We start from the raw sequence: 19,688 nt of genomic DNA, 5'->3' as shown, positions 1-19,688 counted from the left end.
CAGTTAAGCTTTACTATCCGCGCCACGTGTTGAGCTAGTTATCAACTTAGCTGAACCCACAGAATAATGGTCCCTCTGACCACTGGCCGCACAGCGAACGCCCTACACATTAATAACGATTTACTGGCGGCCAACCACTTCCCTTTCTTACCCTGAACTGACCGTTCACCACCAGACCCTCTTTATTCATCATGTGCATCTTTCACCAGCAACCTTGGTGCTTGAATAACCAAGGCAGCTAATGAGCGAACCTCTTGTGCTAAAGCTTCATTCCACTGCGGCCAAATTCGACCAATGTAAGCGTTGTTACCTTCACCACTGCTCATAAAGCCATCGTTAAAGGCATCGGCCATTTTCTTGAGTGATTTATCTTCATCATCCGCCCACGAACCACCACGGCTAAAACCCGCTTCAATGGCAGCCAGAGAGGTTTTAGGGAAATAAGCCAACGGTTGAGTCATTCCTTGATAGAACAAACGTACCAGTTCAGTCAGCAAAATTTTGGCGTAATTGGCATCATCCAACGGCGGATAAATCAGATGAACGACGCCTTCTTTACGGTCATAACCAATCATGTGGGTGCGCTTAGCCAACCCCATCGCTGACATTGAGAGATGATCAATCCACGCCGCTAAATAATCTTGCGGACGAATTTTACCACTGCGATAACGTACTAACCCTGATTGATAAGCTTGAGTCAGCCAACCTTGCAACAAGATCGGCTTACCTTCACCAAGCAGATCAAAGGTTAAATTGATCTCAATATCGTCACTTGGCGCACTGGTAACAAAACGCAGCTTCTCAACCAGTTGCTCCGCTTGCACGCGGTTGGTCTCAAATTCAATATCGCCAAAAGCGCCCACGGGTAATTTCCCCTGTGCTCGCTGCTGAGCGACGAAAGCTTGTACCGTTTTTTCCGGGTTAGCGTTTGCTTGCAGTTGATCGCCAAGTAGCTGCTCAAGTAAAGCATCACGAATTTGGAAGCTTTCTAAACCATCCAAAATAAACGGCTCTTCATCGGGCATAATCGGCAATGGCGGCTCAAACATCACTTTTAAGCGACGGTTGAAAAAATACTGCACGGGTAAGCGCCAAAAACGTTGCAGCTCGACCAAATCAAGATCGATCGGGTAACTCACATCGGCCAGATAATCACTTAACTGGCGGTTAAACTCACCACTACGCTGACCTTGGCGATTGGCCGCTGGCAACCACTCCTTAGCGTAACTGGTTGGATTCCCTTGAACAGCTTCCGATGAAGTAAAACCAAAGGCAGCAGGGCTAAATGGCACCATGGCATGTTGGTGGTGCAAATTGGCCAGCAACTTATCGCCAGATTGATCACAGCTCAATTCGGCATCTTCCGCTAAACGGTAGTTTTGATGACAATATTCTAATAACTCGGAGACCAATACCGATGGTACTCGTTCCGTATTGTCTTGAATCGAGCGGCCAACGTAACTGATGTAGAGTGTTTGCTGTGCAGACAACAGGGCTTCTAAAAACAGATAACGGTCATCATCACGACGAGAACGGTCGCCTGCACGAGTGCGACCATTCATCAAATCAAACCCTTCAGGCGGCATTGAGCGAGGGTAAACGCCATCATTCATACCCAGCAAGCACACGGTTCTAAATGGAATCGAGCGCATTGGCATCAGGGTACAGAAGTTAACTTGTCCTGCTAAGAAGCGTTGGCTAACACGGGTTCCCGACAGTTTGTTTTGTAGATATTGGCAAATAATACTCGGGGCGAGTTCAGCATGATAAGCGGCATCAGCTAACTGCTCTCGTAGCATGGCGAGCGTGTCACGAATCGACTTGAGCGCCACTTCACCTTCCAACTCCACTTTAAAAAAATCATCCAACATCGCGGTCAACAGTTGACGCCAATCATCAATACTGTGTGAACTTGCCAACTGCTGACGATATTCACTGACGGTTTCAACAAAGTGCGCCAGCTTACCCGCTAATTCAGCGCCCATGCCTTGCACTTCATTGTAGGGGGACAATGATTGCTGACCGTCATCAAACAATCCTGCTGATTCCGGCATTGCATAACCAAGCAACATCCGTTCTATACCAAACTGCCAGGTATTTTGCGCGATTGCCGGTAAATCAAACTCCGCGCCTGTTGCTGGGTTTAGCCCCCAGCGAATACCCGACTCTTCCACCCAGATTTTGGCTTGTAAGAACTCATCCTCACTCAAACCAAAACGATTAAGGATTGCAGGAATCTCAAGCAGCTCTAATAGTTCAGAGGCTAAACAACGAGTATTAGCCAAGTTGAGTAGCTGCATAAACGCAGCCAAAATAGGACTTTCTTGATCGGCACTACGGTCTGAAATGGAATAAGGAATAAATCGCTCACCCGGCGCATTGCCAAATACTGCTTGAATAGCAGGGCTGTAAGCATTGATATCGGCCACCATCACGATGATATCGCGTGGTTTTAAGCTCGGGCCGGCATCAAACATACTCAGCAATTGATCGTGCAGCACTTCCACTTCACGCATCGGACTGTGGCAAGCATGCAGTGTCACCGAGCTATCATTGGCTCGCACTACTTGTTTATGATGGCTAGAAGTCAGCAATTGATCGTCTTGATGCTCTTCAAGATTGAGGATATCGGCCTGCAATTGCTGCAACAATGAGTCACGCCCCATATCAACAAAGGCTTCTATCTCATTTGATTCTAACTGTGACAGCAGATACATGTTGTCACGTCCTAACTTCCCCATCGAAGCAAGTAAGCTATTGCCCACCACATCGGTGTGCAATTCATCGGCACTTGAGTCATCTCCGTGCTCGTCATAAGTCATCTCATCAAAGCCAAGATTGTCTTCAATGCTGCCTTTCAGTTGAGCGCTTTCGCCGTCAATCTCTGAATGTTGGTCACGCCATACCAAATGCTTACGTTGCTTCGCCGCCAATTTCGCTAGGAACTTTCTATCACGCACTTCGCCCCAGTAATAACGACATGGGTTGGTAAACATTAAGTGAACATCGATATGCTCACCAAGCGCTTTAAGCGCATCCATATAACGTGGAGGTAAAGAGGTAATGCCGAAGACAAACAGTCGCTTAGGCAGATTGTCAAACGAACCTTGGTAATTGGCGAGGCTATCGATGAAATGCTCATAAAGATTGGCACGATGGTACGGCGATTGGCCGAGCGCTAAAGTGTGATCATACAGCGCTTGCCACAAAATCGGTTGCCACGGATGTTCATCCCCAATCTCAGCGACGACTTGGCCCGATTCCCAAGCCGCAATCCATTCTGGGCGATAGACTAAGTAGCCATCGAAAATATCAGCAATTTTTTCTGCCAGTTGATAGAGCTTTGAGCTGTCGCTGTCATCATCAAGATAACGTTGTAGCGGAGCAAATTCAGCTTGGTCGAGCAAGCTTGGTAGTATTTGCATTAACTTCCAACTCATCGACTCTTTATTGAAGGCACTGCGTTGCGGCACATCCGCCAACACTTGAGTGAACATGTTCCAAATAAAGGTCGCGGGAAGTGGAAAATCGATATTAGCGGCAACACCAAATTCTTTTGCTAATGCCATTTTGAGCCACTGTGACATACCTGGGCTCTGAACCAATATCTGTTCTTTTTCAAATGGGTTTTCCAGCGGGTCAATCTTGACCAACTCAACCAGCAAAGATTTCAGTACATCGACTTGATTGGAATGATAAACAGTAAACAAAATAGACGCTCAAAATAGTTAGCAAAACTGAATCGAGCCTAGCATAACTACCCTAAATTTACTGCCGATTTGACGTGTGTTTGCGTGCTGTTGTCGCTTATTTACCCAAAGCATGAAAACAAATAAACCAAGAGCAAATTTATCGCTTCACTCTTGGTTTAGGGAGATCAATGAGTGCTAACACATTAAGGATGGAGCGTTGGCTTGTTTATTTGTCTCCGCGACGCATTATCACTTTATGTGGTTGATAGAAATGGAAGTAACGTACGGCGACATAACCAACAACAACGGTGGCAATCCAAAGTTCAACCAATGCCAAGCCATGCACTTGAGCCACATAATGATCGGCCACATCGATGTTGTGCATCCAAGCGCTTAATTTAAACAGCGCAGTCGAACCGATCACCATAGGGAAGGTAAATGCAGCAAAGCCGGCGCTAAAAGGCAAACGCATCAATTTGATAAAAGCCAGATAAATCACCACGGTCATCAATACGGCAATACCAAATAGTACACCGATGATCACTGGTGAAGGATCACTAGTCACACTTAGGTAACCCGCTAATGAAAGGCTTGCTGGCGCCGCCATAATGGCCAATGTTGGTTTCGCTGCATCAGGAATTTCTTGAGCAAAAATCAAACGGTAAAGCATGGCTGGCAACATCACTGCATAAGCCGCTAGACCAAAAATCAAAGTACCTTGGGCGATAAAAGCCAAGTGTGGGTTACCAGAAAAAGAGACATCCGCCACCACGATACCCACAGGTGGAACAAACCAACTTGGCACCATATGATGAAGTTCAAATGCTTGTGAGCGGTGATAAACAAAGCTGATTAAAAAGCCAATATGCAGCGCAACCGCAAACAGCCACAAAGCATCACCCGCCCAAGGAGAAAAATGACCGAGCGCATTTGACACTACCATCGTCGCCATTGCAAACGTCGGCACGACACTACCAACAACAGGGTGAGCTAAATCTTGCGCCAGAAGATGGCGATGAAAGAAAAATTTTACCGCGAGGATCACCAGCAAGATCGACGCTATCGCTGCGCCGCTCATTTGACCAACACCATTCAAGTTGGCAGCGTTCTCCCAACACCAACCCAGACTTGCAATGCCTAGTGCAAGACCAGCCATTGGGGTTGGCGCTCCGAATACTTTTGCTTTTGTTGCTGTGATCATGGCTCACACTCCACTCAATCTCTTTATTATGGCGCCATTCTACGCTTGCACTATGTTAAGATATATCTAATTATTTAGAACAACTGTTCAATAATACTAAACAACATCTTTTAACTAACGAAGTTCACTCCTTTATGGCCGTTAATATTTCATTAAAGCAGCTCAAAGTTTTTTCCACCATCAATCACTGCGACACTTTAACCGAAGCGGCGGAATCACTGTTCCTCTCAAAAGCCGCGGTGAGCATGTCGCTAGCGGAACTAGAAAAACAGCTCGGGCACTCATTGTTTGACCGCGTTAACAAGCGCTTAGTCCTCAACCAAGAGGGACAAAAGTTACTACCTTTGGTCGATGAACTGCTGCATCGTGCACAAGATATTGAACAATTACTCGACGATGATTCAACCCTAACCGGTCAACTGAGAATTGGAGCCAGTGATACCATTGGCAACCAAGTCGCGCCCTATTTGCTCAGTGCTTTTCGTCAGCAAAGTGGCCACCAAGCACAAAGTCTCTTTATTTCTAACTCTGCACTCATTTGCGAAAAGCTGGTCGACTACGAACTCGATCTTGCGCTTATTGAAGGTAAAACCCTGCATCCAGAATTGATCTCAACGCAGTTTAGCCAAGATGAAATGTGCATTATTTGTAGTCCAGACTCTCCACTCGCAAACATGGCTACCCCAGCCGTGAGTGATCTGGAAAACAGCGATTGGATTCTACGTGAAGCAGGCTCCGGATCGCGGGAGTTCTTCTTACGTGCCATCGCCCCACGCATCGAGCATTGGCAGGAAGCGTTCCAATTGAATACCACCGAAGCATTGATCAACTGCGTCTCTGCCGGTTTAGGCTTAGCCTGTTTGTCGCGCCTTGCGGCAGAACCGGCAATAAACGATGGTCGAGTGGTTTGTATCGATCTACCGCTCGATATGAAGCGACGCTTTTGGTTGCTGGTACATAAAGAGAAGTATCAAAATCCACTGCTAAAACGCTTTATTGAATTTTGCCATCACTGGGATCAGTCGGGGCAATAAAACAGCAAGCCCGATGCTGTGCTATCCCGTCAATAACGCAGTGATGTAGTGAACGATGAGGGCGTCGAACACTTCCTATACAGCTTCAACTAGAATCGAGTTTGCGCACAAAACTCCACGTAACCGTGGCCTACAATGGCACACATGGTGAGCATCTAAGTCGCACTTTTGAGCTGTCATCTAGACTTATTTGGTTAAAAACTGTATAAACAGCCAGTAATTGAACATTCATTAGAGCTAGAGGAACAACCATGGCTGTAATCGTAAAATACGTAGTAGAACGCAACGGAGAAGAGAAAATGACTTTTGCCTCTAAAGCGGAAGCGGATGCTTATGACAAAATGCTGGATACAGCAGACGAGCTGTTTGCACTACTAGGTAAAAGTGACATTTTAGAAGACGAAGCTAAGCAAGAAGACTTAGCGATGTTCCTAGCGCAGAACAAAGATGAATTGCTTTACGCTATTGGTGCAAAACGTCGTCCAGCACCAAAGAAAGCAAAGAAGATTGAAGCGGTTGCCGATGTTGAAACTGATATCGAGCAAGACGAACAAGAAGAAGACGCTGCGTAAGCTCGGATTTTTTCGTGCCACGTCCAGCTTACATCGTGACTGCATATAAATAGAAAAACCGAGGCATTGCCTCGGTTTTTTATTATCAGCTCAAAGCGTTTTAGTGTTCGCTAAGCTCACCGTGTGAGGTTCGCCCTTTGAAATCATGGTTAAGTTCTTTGTTCAGTTCCGCTTCCACATGACCTGGCGCTTGAGTGCTCGCGGAGATCAAGCGATACATCGCTGGAATAACAAACAAGGTTATCAAGGTCGCAAAAGCCATACCAAAGAAGATAACGGTACCCACCGCGACTCGGCTTTCATAGCCAGCACCGGTTGATAAGATTAATGGAATTGCACCTGCTAACGTAGTAAATGCCGTCATCAAAATTGGGCGTAAACGACGCGCAGAGGCATCAATAATCGCCTTTTCAAATTCCAAACCACGGTCACGCAATTGGTTGGCAAATTCAACAATCAAGATACCATTTTTGGTTACCATACCAATCAACATAATCATGCCAATCTGGCTGTAGATGTTGAAACCTTGGTCCATAACAAATAGTCCAAAGAAGCCACCAAATACACCCATGGGTACCGTAAACATCACCACCAGCGGGTTAATAAAGCTTTCAAACTGCGCAGCCAAGACCAAATAAGCCACCAACAACGCCAAACCAAATACCACCATCACACTTGATTGGTTCTCTTTGTAATCTTTCGATTCACCTGAATAGCTCACGCTAATATCATTTGGCAGCAACTCAATCGCTTGTTGGTCCAAATAATCCAACGCATCACCCAGTGTGTAGCCATCAGAAAGGTTGGCAGATAACGTCACTGCTTTTTGTTTGTTGTAGTGAGACAAACGTACCGATGAAGCCACTTCTTCAATCTTCGTGACCGCGTCTAACGTGACTAACTCACCCGAAGCCGTACGCATATAAATTTGCGTCAAATCAGCGGCATTGCCAAAGCTATTCTCATCACCACGCAAGTAAACATCGTACTCTTCACCACGCTCAACAAAGGTCGTTTCACGCTTACCCCCTAACATCACTTCTAAGGTATTAGAAATCTCAGAAACACTAATGCCCAATTCGGCTGCGCGCTGCTTATCCACCGTCACCAATAGTTCTGGGGTTTTCTCTGAGTAGTTGATTTCCGCACCTTCCATAAAGGGAGAATCTTCTGCCAATATTTTAAGTTTTTCCGACCACTCTTTAAGTTCTTGGTAATCCGCACCACCTAAAACAAATTGTACCGGCTCACTCGACCCACCTCTAAAGCCTGGCGTAAACGGAAAAGCACGGACATCGGCGATGCCGGACAGCGCTTTACGTACCTCACCTAGGGCTTCCTGAGCCGTCACTGAACGATCGTTCCAATCATCCAAAATCATGATAACAAAACCAGTCTGGTCACCTGCCATGCCGCCAAATGCAGGCGTCTGGATACTGAATGACTTGAGGAACCCCTGACCGAGTAAAGGCATTAGGCGCTCTTCCACAATATCCATATTGGCAGACATACGGTTGTAACTGGTTGCATCCGCGCCGCGTACAAAGGCAAAAATAACGCCACGGTCTTCACTTGGAGTAAGCTGTGATGGTACTTGTTGCATCAAGCCATAACTGCCTCCCATACAAGCCAATATCACCACCGGCGCCGCCCATTTCGCTTTCAAAGCCGCGGTGAGCAGGTTGCGATAACTCTGTTCTAAACGGCCAAATAAACGCTCAATGAACAAGTTAAAACGGTTCGGTTTTACATTAGCTTTAAGAATTTTACTGCCCAACACTGGCGTCAACGTTAATGCAATCAGTGAAGAGAAAATCACAGACATTGCCAACAACACCGAGAATTCAGTAAACAGCAAACCAACCATGCCATCCATAAAGGAGATTGGTAGGAATACCATGACCAATACCAAAGTGGTGGCAATCACCGCAAAACCAACTTCACGTGTCCCTTTGTAGGCAGCCAACAAGGGTTTTTCGCCACGTTCAATATGGTGGAAGATATTTTCCACCACCACGATGGCATCATCCACGACGAGACCAATCGAAAGGATCAAAGCCATTAAAGTGATGAGGTTGATCGAAAAGCCAAAGAAATAGGCCGCAATAAAAGAGGAAATTAGGGAAACCGGCACGGTAACGGCAGGAATCAAGGTCGCACGAGCCTGACCAATAAAGATATACAGTACTAAAATGACCAAACCACCGGTGATAAATAGCGTGCTGTACACTTCTGCAATTGAACGTTCAATAAACACGGTCGAGTCATAATCCACCGCGAGGCGAGTGCCGCTTGGTAGAAATTGCTGAACAGTATCGACTTCTTTGTGTACCAGCTTCGCGACTTCAAGTGGGTTGGCATCCGATTGTGGCACGATACCTAAACTGACGTTAACAACACCATCACTCTTAAAGGTCGAATTTTCGTTTTCCGCACCGATGTAAACGTCCGCAATATCTTTTAGATAAATCGGAGTGTTGTCGCTCGCACGACGGACAACAAGGTACTCAAAATCTTGTGCGGTTTTGTAGGTGCGAGCAGTACGGACCGACATAACAGTTTGGTCGTTACGTACTTCGCCGCCCGGGCTCTCTAAGTTTTCACTGCGCAGCGCTTGAGAGATGTCTGAGGTGGTCACGCCACGTCCTGCCATCAACTCAGGCTTTAACTTCACATACATGACCTTGTACAAGCCACCAGAGATATCAACCGAGCTCACCCCTGAAATCAAGCTAAAGCGATCCATCAATACTCGCTCGACGTAGTCTGTTAACTGCGTTCGGTCGAGATCTGAAGAACTTAAGTTGATGTACAGCGACGCTTCGCCCGAGCCATTGTTTTTATACACAATCGGGTCGTCGGCTTCTTCTGGCAATGATCGCTGTGCACGAGCAACGGCATCACGCACATCACTCACACCGGTATTCAAGTCGTAACCCAGATCAAAGGTAATGGTAATGCGCGACATGCCATTACGGGTGGTGGATGATATTTCATCAATACCACTGATCCCCGACAACTGATCTTCCAGTGAGGAGGTAATTTGGCTTTCGATGATGGTTGCCGATGCACCGTCATAGCGCGTACTGATCGACACTACCGGATTTTCGATATCCGGCATTTCTCGAACCGCCAATTTGGAAAAGGACACAATACCAAATACACACAGCAACAAGCTGAGAACGAGTGCCGATACCGGCCGTTTTACAGAAACATCAGACAACCACATTACTTGTCACCTTTTGCTGGTAGCTCTTTGGTCGCTGCTGGCTTTGCTGCACTGCCTTGTTCTTTCACTTTCGCGCCATCACGCATATTCACGATACCTTGCACCACAATTTTATCGCCAATATTTAGCCCTTCAGTGATCACAACTTGGTTCTCTACACGAGCGCCCAAGAAGACTTGCGTACGTTTCGCTTGATTATCCTCACCAACCACATAGACGTAGCGCTTAGTACCTGAGTATTCCAATGCTTGTACCGGAATAATCGGTGCGTTAATCGCAGGAAAATCCATATCAGCCGAAACCAGCATGCCTGGTTTAAGTTTTAAATCGTTATTCTGGAAATTAATGCGGACACGCAAATTGAGCGTTTCTTGGTTAATACGAGAATCAATCCCCACCACTTCACCTTGGAACACTTGGCTGTCCCAAGCGCTGCTCATCGCGGTAACTAACATGCCTTGCTCAATCTTAGCGAGGTAACGCTCTGGTACTTGCAGATCCAACTGCATTACCGAAAGATCATCTAGTGAGAGTAACTCTGTTCCTGCAGAAACCATTTTTCCGCGGCTAAAATCAATAAAGCCGATGGTGCCCGCAAACGGCGCGCTAATGTGCAAATCTTTTAAATTGGCATTGGCCGCATCAAGACGCGCCTGAGCAATCTCTACATTGGTTTTTTGCGCATCGATTTCCGTTTGAGTAATAGCGTTGCGCTTAACCAAGCGCTCAAACTCTTTCAGCTTACGTTGTTCATCTTTTAAATACGCCTGCGCTTCTTTCACTGACGCTCGCGCTTTATCATCATTAAGTTGGATCAGCAGCTGGCCTTTCTTGACTTCCTGATTAGCTTTGACTGCTATCATTTCCACCTTACCGGTGGTTTCTGGCGATACCATTACCGATTGAGCCGCTTCTAATTTACCCACTAACGAAAGTGATTGAGAAACTTGGTGGGTTTGGACTTGTTCAGTCACTACAGTAACGGCTTGCGAACCTTGTGGCCCTCGAGCAAAGGTTGCAGGCGAAGCGCTTAAAATAGAGGCAGCGAGTAAGCTTAGAATCAGTTTATTTTTCATTGCTATGTATTCTTCCAGAAATATCTAAGGTTATTTTACCCATAATTACGCCCCAGAAACGTCAAGGAATGTAAATCCTCTAACCTCTATCGCAATTAAAGATCACCTCAATTGCTAGTAAAACGTTCAATTACAGGCGTCTTTGTCCAAAAAGACACCATTCAACTCAAAATCAGAAGAAAAACGCTTTACAGTATTTAGGAGTTTGCTATGATGCGCTCCGAACTTGAGAGATGCGTTGGGAAAACTTCTTTTAAGTATAAAAATACCCTGGAGGGGTTCCCGAGTGGCCAAAGGGAGCAGACTGTAAATCTGCCGGCTCCGCCTTCGATGGTTCGAATCCGTCCCCCTCCACCATATTTTCTCTGCTTGATTAGAGTATGAGAGCAACTTGAATGAATGTGTTGGGAAAACCTCATTTAAGCTTACTTTGCGAAGAGTAAGAAAACACCCTGGAGGGGTTCCCGAGTGGCCAAAGGGAGCAGACTGTAAATCTGCCGGCTCCGCCTTCGATGGTTCGAATCCGTCCCCCTCCACCATATTGCTTAAAAGCCAGCTCATTGAGCTGGCTTTTTTCATATCTAGAGCACCAATAACTGATCTTCCTCCCCCCCCGACTCACAAACTAATATGCATAAAAAATAACAGGGAAAGCCAATCGCTTATCTTTACCCTATTCAATGCTCTGCGCTCAGTTAAAATATTAAGGTCTTAATTACTTGAGTCCTTGCTATGACTTACCAAATTGAAGTTTGTATTGATAACTTAGAGTCTCTTCATCAAGCAATTGCTGGTGGCACCGATCGTATCGAGCTGTGCTCGTCACTTGCTTTAGGTGGTTTAACCCCTAGTTTTGGTTTTATGCAACGCGCTGCTGCCCTTTCTTCAATCCCAGTTTATGCCATGATTCGTCCTCGCCAAGGCGACTTTATTTATGACCAAGATGATATCGACGCCATGCTACTGGATATCAAAGCGGCGGCTCAAGCGGGACTACAAGGCGTCGTTTTTGGCGTATTAACCGCGCAAGGCCATATCAACATGGCTCAAGCTGTACGCTTAATGGCAACCGCAACAGAATGCAATTTAGGCGTCACTTTCCATCGCGCTATCGACCAATGTAGCGATATCGAACAAGCCCTTGAGCAAATAGCACAACTCGGCTGTGAACGAATCCTCACTTCTGGCTTAGCGCCCAATGTAGAGCAAGGTGTACCTGTACTCAAACAGATGGTAGAACAAGCAGATGGCCGCTTCGCAATTATGGCAGGAGCCGGTTTAACCGCAGACAATGTCGGTGTGATAACCGCTAAAACCGGCGTCATGCAAGTACATCTCTCCGGAAAGTCCACTCGCCAGAGCTTAATGGAAACGGTCTCGGATGAGGTTAAAATGGGCAATAATGCCATTGATGACTTCATTATTCCCGTTACTGATAGTAATAAGATCGCTGCCGTTGCCCACTCGCTAAATCGATAATTCCATTTAATCGCTAACAAACAGGTGTTAGCATGAGGTAGCACATAAGGAGAGTGGCATGAATAAAGATCTGTTTTACAGTTTAGATTTAAATCTACTGCGAACTTTTCTTGTCCTCTCCCAAGAGTGCAACATGCGCAAAGCCTCTAAGCGCCTGTTTGTTTCACAGCCTGCGATCAGTCAAGCACTGCAGAAACTTCGCCATCACTTTGAAGATGAGTTATTTGTTAAAGTGCATGGCGGCTTGGAAGCGACTCCTTTCGCCCAAGAGCTTGCTGACAATATAACGCCTCACTTAGATGGCCTTGCCAGCACGCTTAATCGCAATCCAGAGTTTGATCCTTTAAACATCAACACTCCCATTCGCATTGCGGTTGCACCCATTGTACTTACGTGTTTGTCCGGGACGCTTTTTCAACGTTTTCAGCAACTCGCACCAAACTGTACTATTGAACTAATCAGTTGGAATAAAAGCACTTTTGATGAAATGAAAAATGGCGATGTGTTATTTGGCATCAATTACGATCATGACTTCCCGCAGCACATCTACTCACGTTTATTGGTGGAACTTACATCAAAAGTGATTGTGCGCAAAGATCATCCCGTACAGCGAGAATCCGTCAATGCTCATGATATGCATGGCTATGATATCGCCTCTATTATAATCCCCGGCTGGAACGATGATTTTAGCCTTGCTGCTGAAGTGATGAGGCGTGAAGGCGTTGAGGTAAACGTAAAGTTCCGCTCTGAATTCGTCATGGCAGCTGTCGATGTGGTCGTTCATAGCGACCTATTTTTACCTCATTCCAACCTTTTCCCCATTCACAATTACCCGCTGTTACGTAGCATGAATGCGCACGTCAACGGTGAACCATTCCGCTATCCTGTCTATGGCTATTACCACAGCAAATATCGTCATAACCCACTGATTAATTGGCTTTATGAGCAAGTCCTTTATGTGCTCAATGAGCAAATTTCTAATAACTAAAGCTTATCAGATCTATAAGTTACAACCATTAGAACCACCAATGCCTTATCAATATCATAGCCCCGTTCCCATTGCTTCGTTATGGATAGCGAATAAGGAAAGGCTGAGTGATAGCGATGAAAGAGCCCTTTTATCAACCCATTGTCAGCCCATTCCACCGCCTTAGGACTCGGCAAGGTGACCAATTTTTACTGACTTTAGGTTATAGCTATGAAAAAGACTCTCATCACATTCAGTCTTCTGGCCAGCTTTGGCTCATTCGCTTCAGGGCTGCACATTTCACCAGAATTAAAATTAGGCCCATATGTGGGTTCGGGGAATTTAGGTGGAGGCTTACAAGTCGGTATCACTGACGTGCTTGGGTTGGACGCGTTATATATGAGTTATAGCCATACTTCGGCCAATATCCTGACCGACAAAGATCGACTCAAAACCTATCGCATTGGCGCGCAATATAATTTGCCGCAAGCACCGATGTTTGGCTTTCAAGTTGAGATAGGGGGAGTGGAATATGAAGGTAGCCGCAACTATATTTTCTCACCGACCAAATATCGTGATGGCTCAGGTGTCAGCACTGCGGCGGCCTGGGTACTGCAAATAAACGACACGATTGGTCTGCGTGCTGGGATCGATATCAACTATATCGACAATAAGAACACCTATTTAAGCAGTGATTTTTCAACCACGTTCAGTACTGGCGTGACGCTGCGTTTTTAACGCAGCGCATCATCAATGCTTTGCTCACCAAGGTGACGAACATCTTTGCCTTTAACAAAGTAAATGATGTATTCACAAATGTTTTGGCAACGATCGCCAACACGTTCAATTGCACGTGCTGACCACATGACTTGTAGGATATGAGGGATATTTTTAGGATCTTCCATCATATAAGTCATTAATTGGCGCACGACTGCTTCATACTCAGCATCCAAACGGTCATCGAGCTTATACACTGCGGCTGCCGCATCGACATCCATACGGGCAAACGCATCTAACACTTGGTGCAACATACTCACGGCTTGACGACATAATGGCTCTAGCGAAACATGGAATTGGCGCTCTTGTGTAGAAGGGTTCTCTATCGCCACTTTAGCGATACTGGTCGCGACATCACCAATCCGTTCAAGATCGGTGATGGTTTTGATGATCGCCATGATTAAACGTAAGTCTTTCGCCGTGGGTTGGCGTTTAGCAATAATCCGCGTACACGCCTCATCAATCGACACTTCCATCGCATTCACTTTATGATCGTCACGTACCACTTTTTTCGCCAGCTCCATATCCTCTTTATGCAATGCCTGCATCGCAAAAGAAAGTTGCTGTTCGACCAAGCCGCCCATGGTAAGTACATGGGTTCGAATCGACTCAAGTTCGACGTTAAATTGACCTGAAATGTGGCGTCCAAAGTTCATGAATGAGGTGTAGCTCCCTTAAGGTAAGAATAGAGATAAACAGTATCTCTTAATGAGTGGGCGTTGCCGCTTCCAATAGAACGGAACGCTTAGCCGTATCTACCTGTAATGTAGTCTTCCGTCTGCTTTTTCAATGGGGAGGTAAAAATAGAATCGGTATCTGAGTACTCGATCAACTTTCCCATATGAATAAAAGCGGTATGGTCGCTCACTCGCGCTGCTTGTTGCATGTTATGTGTCACGATAACGACGGTATATTTGGTTTTTAGATCGTTAATTAGCTCTTCAATCGTTAAGGTTGAAATAGGGTCAAGAGCTGAAGTTGGCTCATCCAATAACAACACCTCTGGCTCAATCGCGATGGAACGCGCGATCACCAAACGTTGTTGCTGACCGCCAGACAAACCAAACGCATTTTCATGTAAGCGATCTTTCACTTCATCCCATAGAGCAGCGGCACGCAAAGCACGTTCTGCAGCATCATCGAGCACACGACTCTTTTTTAGTCCTTGCAAACGTAAGCCATAAACCACGTTTTCGTAAATTGATTTAGGGAAAGGGTTTGGTCGTTGGAAAACCATTCCGACACGGCGGCGCAAAGTGGCGACATCAACATCCGGATCGTAGACATTTTTGCCATGTAGCGTCACACGGCCGCTTACTCGGCATCCCTCAACCAGATCGTTCATGCGATTAATACAACGCAGTAAGGTCGATTTTCCGCAGCCTGATGGGCCGATAAATGCCGTTACCTGACCTTTAGGGATGCGCATCGAAATGTCACTCAACGCCTGGCTATTTTGATAGAACAAGTTTAACCCTTCGATTGAAATTGCGGTTTGCTCATCGCTGAGATTGTTCACGTCTAAGGGGGTTGGGTAACCTAATGCTTGATTGACAGAAAACATGGTTAATCTTGTCCTAAAGTTCGGTATTTTTCACGTAAGTTGTTACGAATGCTAATCGCCGTTAAGTTCAAGCCGACAATCACGGTCACGAGCAAAAATGAAGTGGCATAAACCAGCGGTCGTGCACTTTCAATATTAGTCGTTTGAAAGCCAACATCATAGATATGAAAACCTAAATGCATGAACTTACGCTCTAAGTGTAAATAAGGGAATTGACTATCAACGGGCAAACTCGATGCAAGCTTAACCGCCCCCACTAACATTAGAGGCGCAACTTCTCCCGCCGCTCGTGCCACCGCCAAGATTAACCCGGTAATAATGGCTGGACTTGCCATCGGCAGCACAATACGCCACATGGTTTCAAACTGAGTTGCACCTAAAGCAAGCGAGCCATGACGAACCGAGTTAGGAATGCGAGTTAAACCTTCTTCCGTTGCCACGATCACAACCGGTAACGTCAATACGGCTAAAGTGAGAGCCGACCAAAGCAAGCCCGGTGTGCCAAATGTTGGAGCAGGCAGTTGCTCTGCGTAAAACACGTTATCAATCGAAGCGCCCACGGTATAAACAAAAAATCCTAAGCCAAAAACGCCATAAACGATCGATGGCACTCCAGCCAGGTTTATAACCGCAACACGAATAATACGAGTAAATACATTATTCTTAGCGTATTCATGTAGGTAGATTGCCGCAATTACCCCCAAAGGCATCACGATCACCGACATGATCAACACCAGTAGCACCGTGCCAAACATGGCCGGAAAGACGCCGCCTTCGGAATTTGATTCTCGCGGATCTTCAGAGAGAAACTTCCACGCTTGTTTACCCCAATGAGCCACTTTTTCCATCAGCGTCATCTGATTGGGATACCAAATATCCAGAATATGACTTAACGGAATCAATACCCGTTGGCCTGTCATATCTTCTACCAGTAACCCTTGCAGCGCCAACTTAGCGCGTAACTCATCCAACTTGGCTTCGGTTTGCGCCAATTGCTGGCTAAACTGGTTCGATTGCGCGGTAAAACGGGCAATAAATTGCTCATCTTGCTGATTATTCAGATCATGTTTGCGTTTCTCTAAACGCAATTCATTCGCTTGAGCGCTGATGGTACGGACTTCTTGCTTAATGATCGTATCGATTTGTTGCCGAAGCGCATCGCTATAATTCAACGCTCGATCCAATTCGCTGTGATAGTCAGTAAGCTGTGTTCCATCCGCGCGTTTGTATGCGATCGGCAAACCGTAAAAATCGCCGCCACGAGTTCGCTCTATCACTGCCCAACCGAGTGGCTGGGTGCGCCGTAGAACATCAATTTCCAAGATAGAGATAAAGTCTGCCGGATAGATATCTCGGTTAGCGACTTTAATGCTCAAGCGTTTAACCATACCTTTCTTTGCCACTTGCTCTGGCAACGGAATATCCATTTCTTTCAAATGACTGATCGGTACATATTCTTCAGCGTACAGTTGCCCCACCAAAGACTGACCTTCTTCCGTTGTCCATTGGTATAATGGCGTTGGCCAGAAGTAAGAAAGCCCTTTCCAACCAATAAGCAGCATCAAGCCCAAAACCGAGAGTAAGCTGATACTTACTGCCCCGCCGGTCAACCAGATCCATGGTGCGCCTGATTTTAGCCACTTAAACACGTATGGTAATTCCTATAAACAAAGACAAATTATCGAAAAGCACAGCAGAAACATCACACTACAAAGCGCGATACTTCTCACGTAAACGTTGACGAACCCATTCTGCTAATGAGTTCACCGCAAAAGTAAACACTAACAAAATCAAAGCGGCGAGGAACAAAATACGGAAGTGCGAGCTACCAACTTCAGATTCCGGCATCTCAACCGCAATCGTAGCAGACAAGGTACGCATCCCTTCTAAAATGTTCCAATCTAAAATCGGCGTATTACCGGTTGCCATTAATACAATCATGGTTTCACCAACAGCTCGCCCAAGCCCCATCATAATCGCAGAAAAGATCCCGGGACTTGCGGTTAGCAACACCACATAAATCAGTGTCTGCCACGGTGTGGCTCCTAACGCCAATGAGCCGTCAGATAGGTGTTTAGGCACGGAAAATATCGCATCTTCTGCAATGGTAAAGATGGTCGGGATCACCGCAAAGCCCATCGCAAACCCAACCACTAACGCATTACGCTGATCAAAATCGATACCTTTTTGCGCTAAGAAAACACGCACGTCACCATCAAACCACCACATTTCAATATTGCCGCTTTGCTGCAAAATCACCACGGTGATTAACACGATAAGTGGCATCAAAATCGCCGCATGCCAACCATTAGGTAAACGTCGCGTCCACTGTGATGGCAATAGATGCCATAGCGCACCAATCGCGACAATCGCAATCGGCAAAATCAGCAGTAGCGCAGTTACCGCCGCCAAATGACTTTCTACAACCGGAGCAAACCAAAGGCCAGCAAGAAAGCCGATGATCACCGTCGGCAATGCTTCCATCAACTCAATTGAGGGTTTCACCACCCGACGCATCTTTGAGGTCATGAAATAAGCGGTATATATCGCACCAAACACGGCAACAGGAATGGCAAATAGCATCGCGAAAGCCGCCGCTTTTAAAGTACCAAAGGCAATCGGTACTAAGCTAAATTTGGCTTCAAACTCATCGCTTGCAGAAGTGGTTTGCCATACAAATGTCGGTTCAGGATAACTTTCATACCAAACCTTTTGCCACAAAGAAGAAAGAGAGATCTCCGGGTACGGATTATCAATATGAGCGACACTCAATTCTTGTCCTGACAATGCGACTAGAAACTGCTCATTCTTCGACATTCCGGCCAACTGCGGGGCTTGCTGATAAGCTCGCTCAAACATCACCAGCTTTTCGCTGGTTGTGTAATGGCTCTGTACCGTGCCATTAATGTAGAAACTGTAAAAACCTTTGCGGTAGGTATCTGGCAACAAAAACTGTAGTTCGGATGCTAACTTAAATTCACGCACCAACGTTAAATGACGCTGTTTGTTTTTCAGCACGTCAAACCATTGTGACACCAAGCCATCTTTGTGCGTTACCAACAAAGAATAAGCACCGGAAAGCAAATCGATATCTGTCACGGCATGTTTTGCTTTGCCTTCACTTAAATCAACAACTTCGCGCACCACAAAACCTTCGCCCGACTTCTTCGCCACCACAAGCTCGGAGCCACTACGAAGATAGAGTGTCCGGCCATCCGGTGTCAGAATCAGTTGGTCAAGATCTGGTAATGTGGTTGGAAAAGTAAAACTGCTGATACTTTGATCTGGATTTTGCCAGCGCAAGCGTACCCGCTGATCACTAAAATAACCAACCAAGGTCGCCATTTTATCCACGGCAAAGGCAAATTGTTCTAACTGAACATCAGGATAGAGCAAATTAATGTGGCTATCCCAACGATTAACTTGTGGGGTAAATGTGCGTCCTTCCGTGGCCATGGCACTGCTCATTTGAGGCTGAAACAACGCGACATCACCGTTAGCAGCCGCAAAACCAAACCACCCTTGAGCGCTTGGCATTTGAGCAAACAAACTGTATTGCTGGCCAAAATTCACCGATAATTTCGGTTGAGTGCTTGAATAGGAGACTGGCCAGAAGTCGATTTGCCCTTGTTGCGAGATCACAAACGCATGCTCACCATATTCATCAATACCAGCCGCGACAGGGGCCGGTGTGGTGATCACTTGTTGTGCAACATTCGGAGTGAGTTTGGCATCAGAAAACAGTGGCAATACCATCATTGCCAAATAAACAAAGATAAGCACCAGCGCTGCGAGCACACCCACACCACCAGCAGAAACTGCAAATCGTACCACTCGATCTTTTATCAGCCGCTTTCTGTCTTTTTCGCGCAATGAAAATTCGGCCTTTGCCATCTCTACCTACCTAGTTATGCCCGACGATATAATATTTCGCCAAGATGACAATTATATTACAGGTGAAAATAAACAACTGAAAATAATGAATTATCCTTGAGCCTTTTCTACATCTATCTTCACACAATTTTGCTTTTTTTACCGTCACATATTGCAATAAATCTGTCACAAAAATGCCTTAGTTTTCTTAACGTAACCTACGC

13 protein-coding genes and 2 tRNA genes are annotated in these 19,688 nt (G+C 46.0%); 7 read left to right on the top strand and 8 right to left on the bottom strand.

The annotated features are described in order from the left end of the window. Positions 1-182: 182 nt before the first annotated feature. Together recC and RH85_RS00215 are read right to left on the bottom strand one after the other, a co-directional pair. Entirely contained in the window at positions 183-3,710 is a 3,528-nt protein-coding gene (gene recC, locus RH85_RS00220; RefSeq protein ID WP_006710149.1) for an exodeoxyribonuclease V subunit gamma, read from the bottom strand. A gap of 208 nt (positions 3,711-3,918) precedes the next feature. Then, on the bottom strand, positions 3,919-4,893 hold the full coding sequence (locus tag RH85_RS00215; RefSeq protein ID WP_006710148.1) for a TDT family transporter: 975 nt from the start codon (positions 4,891-4,893) through the stop codon (positions 3,919-3,921). 134 nt (positions 4,894-5,027) lie between these two features. On the opposite strand from RH85_RS00215, the gene RH85_RS00210 reads away from it, so the two are divergent. Then, a complete protein-coding gene (locus RH85_RS00210; RefSeq protein WP_006710147.1) occupies positions 5,028-5,927 on the top strand; it encodes a LysR family transcriptional regulator in 900 nt (299 codons plus the stop codon). A gap of 251 nt (positions 5,928-6,178) precedes the next feature. Further along, positions 6,179-6,499 (top strand): YebG family protein, encoded by a 321-nt coding sequence (locus RH85_RS00205; protein WP_006710146.1) that lies wholly within the window; start codon positions 6,179-6,181, stop codon positions 6,497-6,499. A gap of 100 nt (positions 6,500-6,599) precedes the next feature. Here the strand turns inward: RH85_RS00205 and vexH are convergent, their stop codons facing one another. Next, positions 6,600-9,728 (bottom strand): vibriobactin export RND transporter permease subunit VexH, encoded by a 3,129-nt coding sequence (gene vexH, locus RH85_RS00200; RefSeq protein ID WP_006710145.1) that lies wholly within the window; start codon positions 9,726-9,728, stop codon positions 6,600-6,602. After that, entirely contained in the window at positions 9,728-10,804 is a 1,077-nt protein-coding gene (locus tag RH85_RS00195; protein ID WP_006710144.1) for an efflux RND transporter periplasmic adaptor subunit, read from the bottom strand. Before RH85_RS00195 ends, vexH begins: the two co-directional genes overlap by 1 nt. Positions 10,805-11,076: 272 nt before the next feature. On the opposite strand from RH85_RS00195, the gene RH85_RS00190 reads away from it, so the two are divergent. From RH85_RS00190 to RH85_RS00170, 5 genes are all read left to right on the top strand, one after another. Next, a tRNA-Tyr gene (locus tag RH85_RS00190) sits at positions 11,077-11,161 on the top strand. Between the two features lie 97 nt (positions 11,162-11,258). Then, positions 11,259-11,343 (top strand) — tRNA-Tyr (locus tag RH85_RS00185). A gap of 193 nt (positions 11,344-11,536) precedes the next feature. Further along, positions 11,537-12,283 carry a copper homeostasis protein CutC gene (locus RH85_RS00180; protein WP_006710143.1) on the top strand — a complete coding sequence of 249 codons (747 nt, stop codon included), beginning with the start codon at positions 11,537-11,539 and terminating at the stop codon, positions 12,281-12,283. A gap of 58 nt (positions 12,284-12,341) precedes the next feature. Continuing rightward, positions 12,342-13,271 carry a LysR family transcriptional regulator gene (locus RH85_RS00175; RefSeq protein ID WP_006710142.1) on the top strand — a complete coding sequence of 310 codons (930 nt, stop codon included), beginning with the start codon at positions 12,342-12,344 and terminating at the stop codon, positions 13,269-13,271. Between the two features lie 210 nt (positions 13,272-13,481). Continuing rightward, complete coding sequence (locus RH85_RS00170) at positions 13,482-13,988, top strand: hypothetical protein (protein WP_006710141.1); 507 nt, start codon at positions 13,482-13,484, stop codon at positions 13,986-13,988. Here RH85_RS00170 and phoU read toward each other — a convergent pair. From phoU to RH85_RS00150, 4 genes are all read right to left on the bottom strand, one after another. Beyond that, complete coding sequence (gene phoU / locus RH85_RS00165; RefSeq protein WP_006710140.1) at positions 13,985-14,683, bottom strand: phosphate signaling complex protein PhoU; 699 nt, start codon at positions 14,681-14,683, stop codon at positions 13,985-13,987. The genes RH85_RS00170 and phoU overlap by 4 nt on opposite strands. Before the next feature lie 89 nt (positions 14,684-14,772). After that, positions 14,773-15,591, bottom strand: coding sequence for a phosphate ABC transporter ATP-binding protein PstB (gene pstB, locus RH85_RS00160; RefSeq protein WP_006710139.1), 819 nt, complete (start codon positions 15,589-15,591; stop codon positions 14,773-14,775). Positions 15,592-15,593: 2 nt separating this feature from the next. Further along, positions 15,594-17,240: a phosphate ABC transporter permease PstA gene (pstA, locus tag RH85_RS00155; protein ID WP_006710138.1), complete on the bottom strand. Its 1,647-nt coding sequence runs from the start codon at positions 17,238-17,240 to the stop codon at positions 15,594-15,596. 58 nt (positions 17,241-17,298) lie between these two features. After that, the gene (locus RH85_RS00150; RefSeq protein WP_006710137.1) at positions 17,299-19,485 is read right to left on the bottom strand and encodes an ABC transporter permease subunit; all 2,187 of its coding nucleotides are present in this window, start codon (positions 19,483-19,485) and stop codon (positions 17,299-17,301) included. Between the last annotated feature and the right edge of the window lie 203 nt (positions 19,486-19,688).

It is taken from the genome of Vibrio ichthyoenteri ATCC 700023 (genome assembly GCF_000222605.1).
In the GTDB taxonomy this organism is placed as follows: domain Bacteria; phylum Pseudomonadota; class Gammaproteobacteria; order Enterobacterales; family Vibrionaceae; genus Vibrio; species Vibrio ichthyoenteri.
This window is presented reverse-complemented; position numbering and strand designations above follow the sequence as displayed.

Bases quoted from the DNA above. Each gene is read 5' to 3' on its own strand.
- RH85_RS00215 (WP_006710148.1), bottom strand. From the start codon at position 4,893: ATGATCACAGCAACAAAAGCAAAAGTATTCGGAGCGCCAACCCCAATG.
- RH85_RS00210 (WP_006710147.1), top strand. From the start codon at position 5,028: ATGGCCGTTAATATTTCATTAAAGCAGCTCAAAGTTTTTTCCACCATC.
- RH85_RS00205 (WP_006710146.1), top strand. From the start codon at position 6,179: ATGGCTGTAATCGTAAAATACGTAGTAGAACGCAACGGAGAAGAGAAA.
- vexH (WP_006710145.1), bottom strand. From the start codon at position 9,728: ATGTGGTTGTCTGATGTTTCTGTAAAACGGCCGGTATCGGCACTCGTT.
- RH85_RS00195 (WP_006710144.1), bottom strand. From the start codon at position 10,804: ATGAAAAATAAACTGATTCTAAGCTTACTCGCTGCCTCTATTTTAAGC.
- RH85_RS00180 (WP_006710143.1), top strand. From the start codon at position 11,537: ATGACTTACCAAATTGAAGTTTGTATTGATAACTTAGAGTCTCTTCAT.
- RH85_RS00175 (WP_006710142.1), top strand. From the start codon at position 12,342: ATGAATAAAGATCTGTTTTACAGTTTAGATTTAAATCTACTGCGAACT.
- RH85_RS00170 (WP_006710141.1), top strand. From the start codon at position 13,482: ATGAAAAAGACTCTCATCACATTCAGTCTTCTGGCCAGCTTTGGCTCA.
- phoU (WP_006710140.1), bottom strand. From the start codon at position 14,683: ATGAACTTTGGACGCCACATTTCAGGTCAATTTAACGTCGAACTTGAG.
- pstB (WP_006710139.1), bottom strand. From the start codon at position 15,591: ATGTTTTCTGTCAATCAAGCATTAGGTTACCCAACCCCCTTAGACGTG.
- RH85_RS00150 (WP_006710137.1), bottom strand. From the start codon at position 19,485: ATGGCAAAGGCCGAATTTTCATTGCGCGAAAAAGACAGAAAGCGGCTG.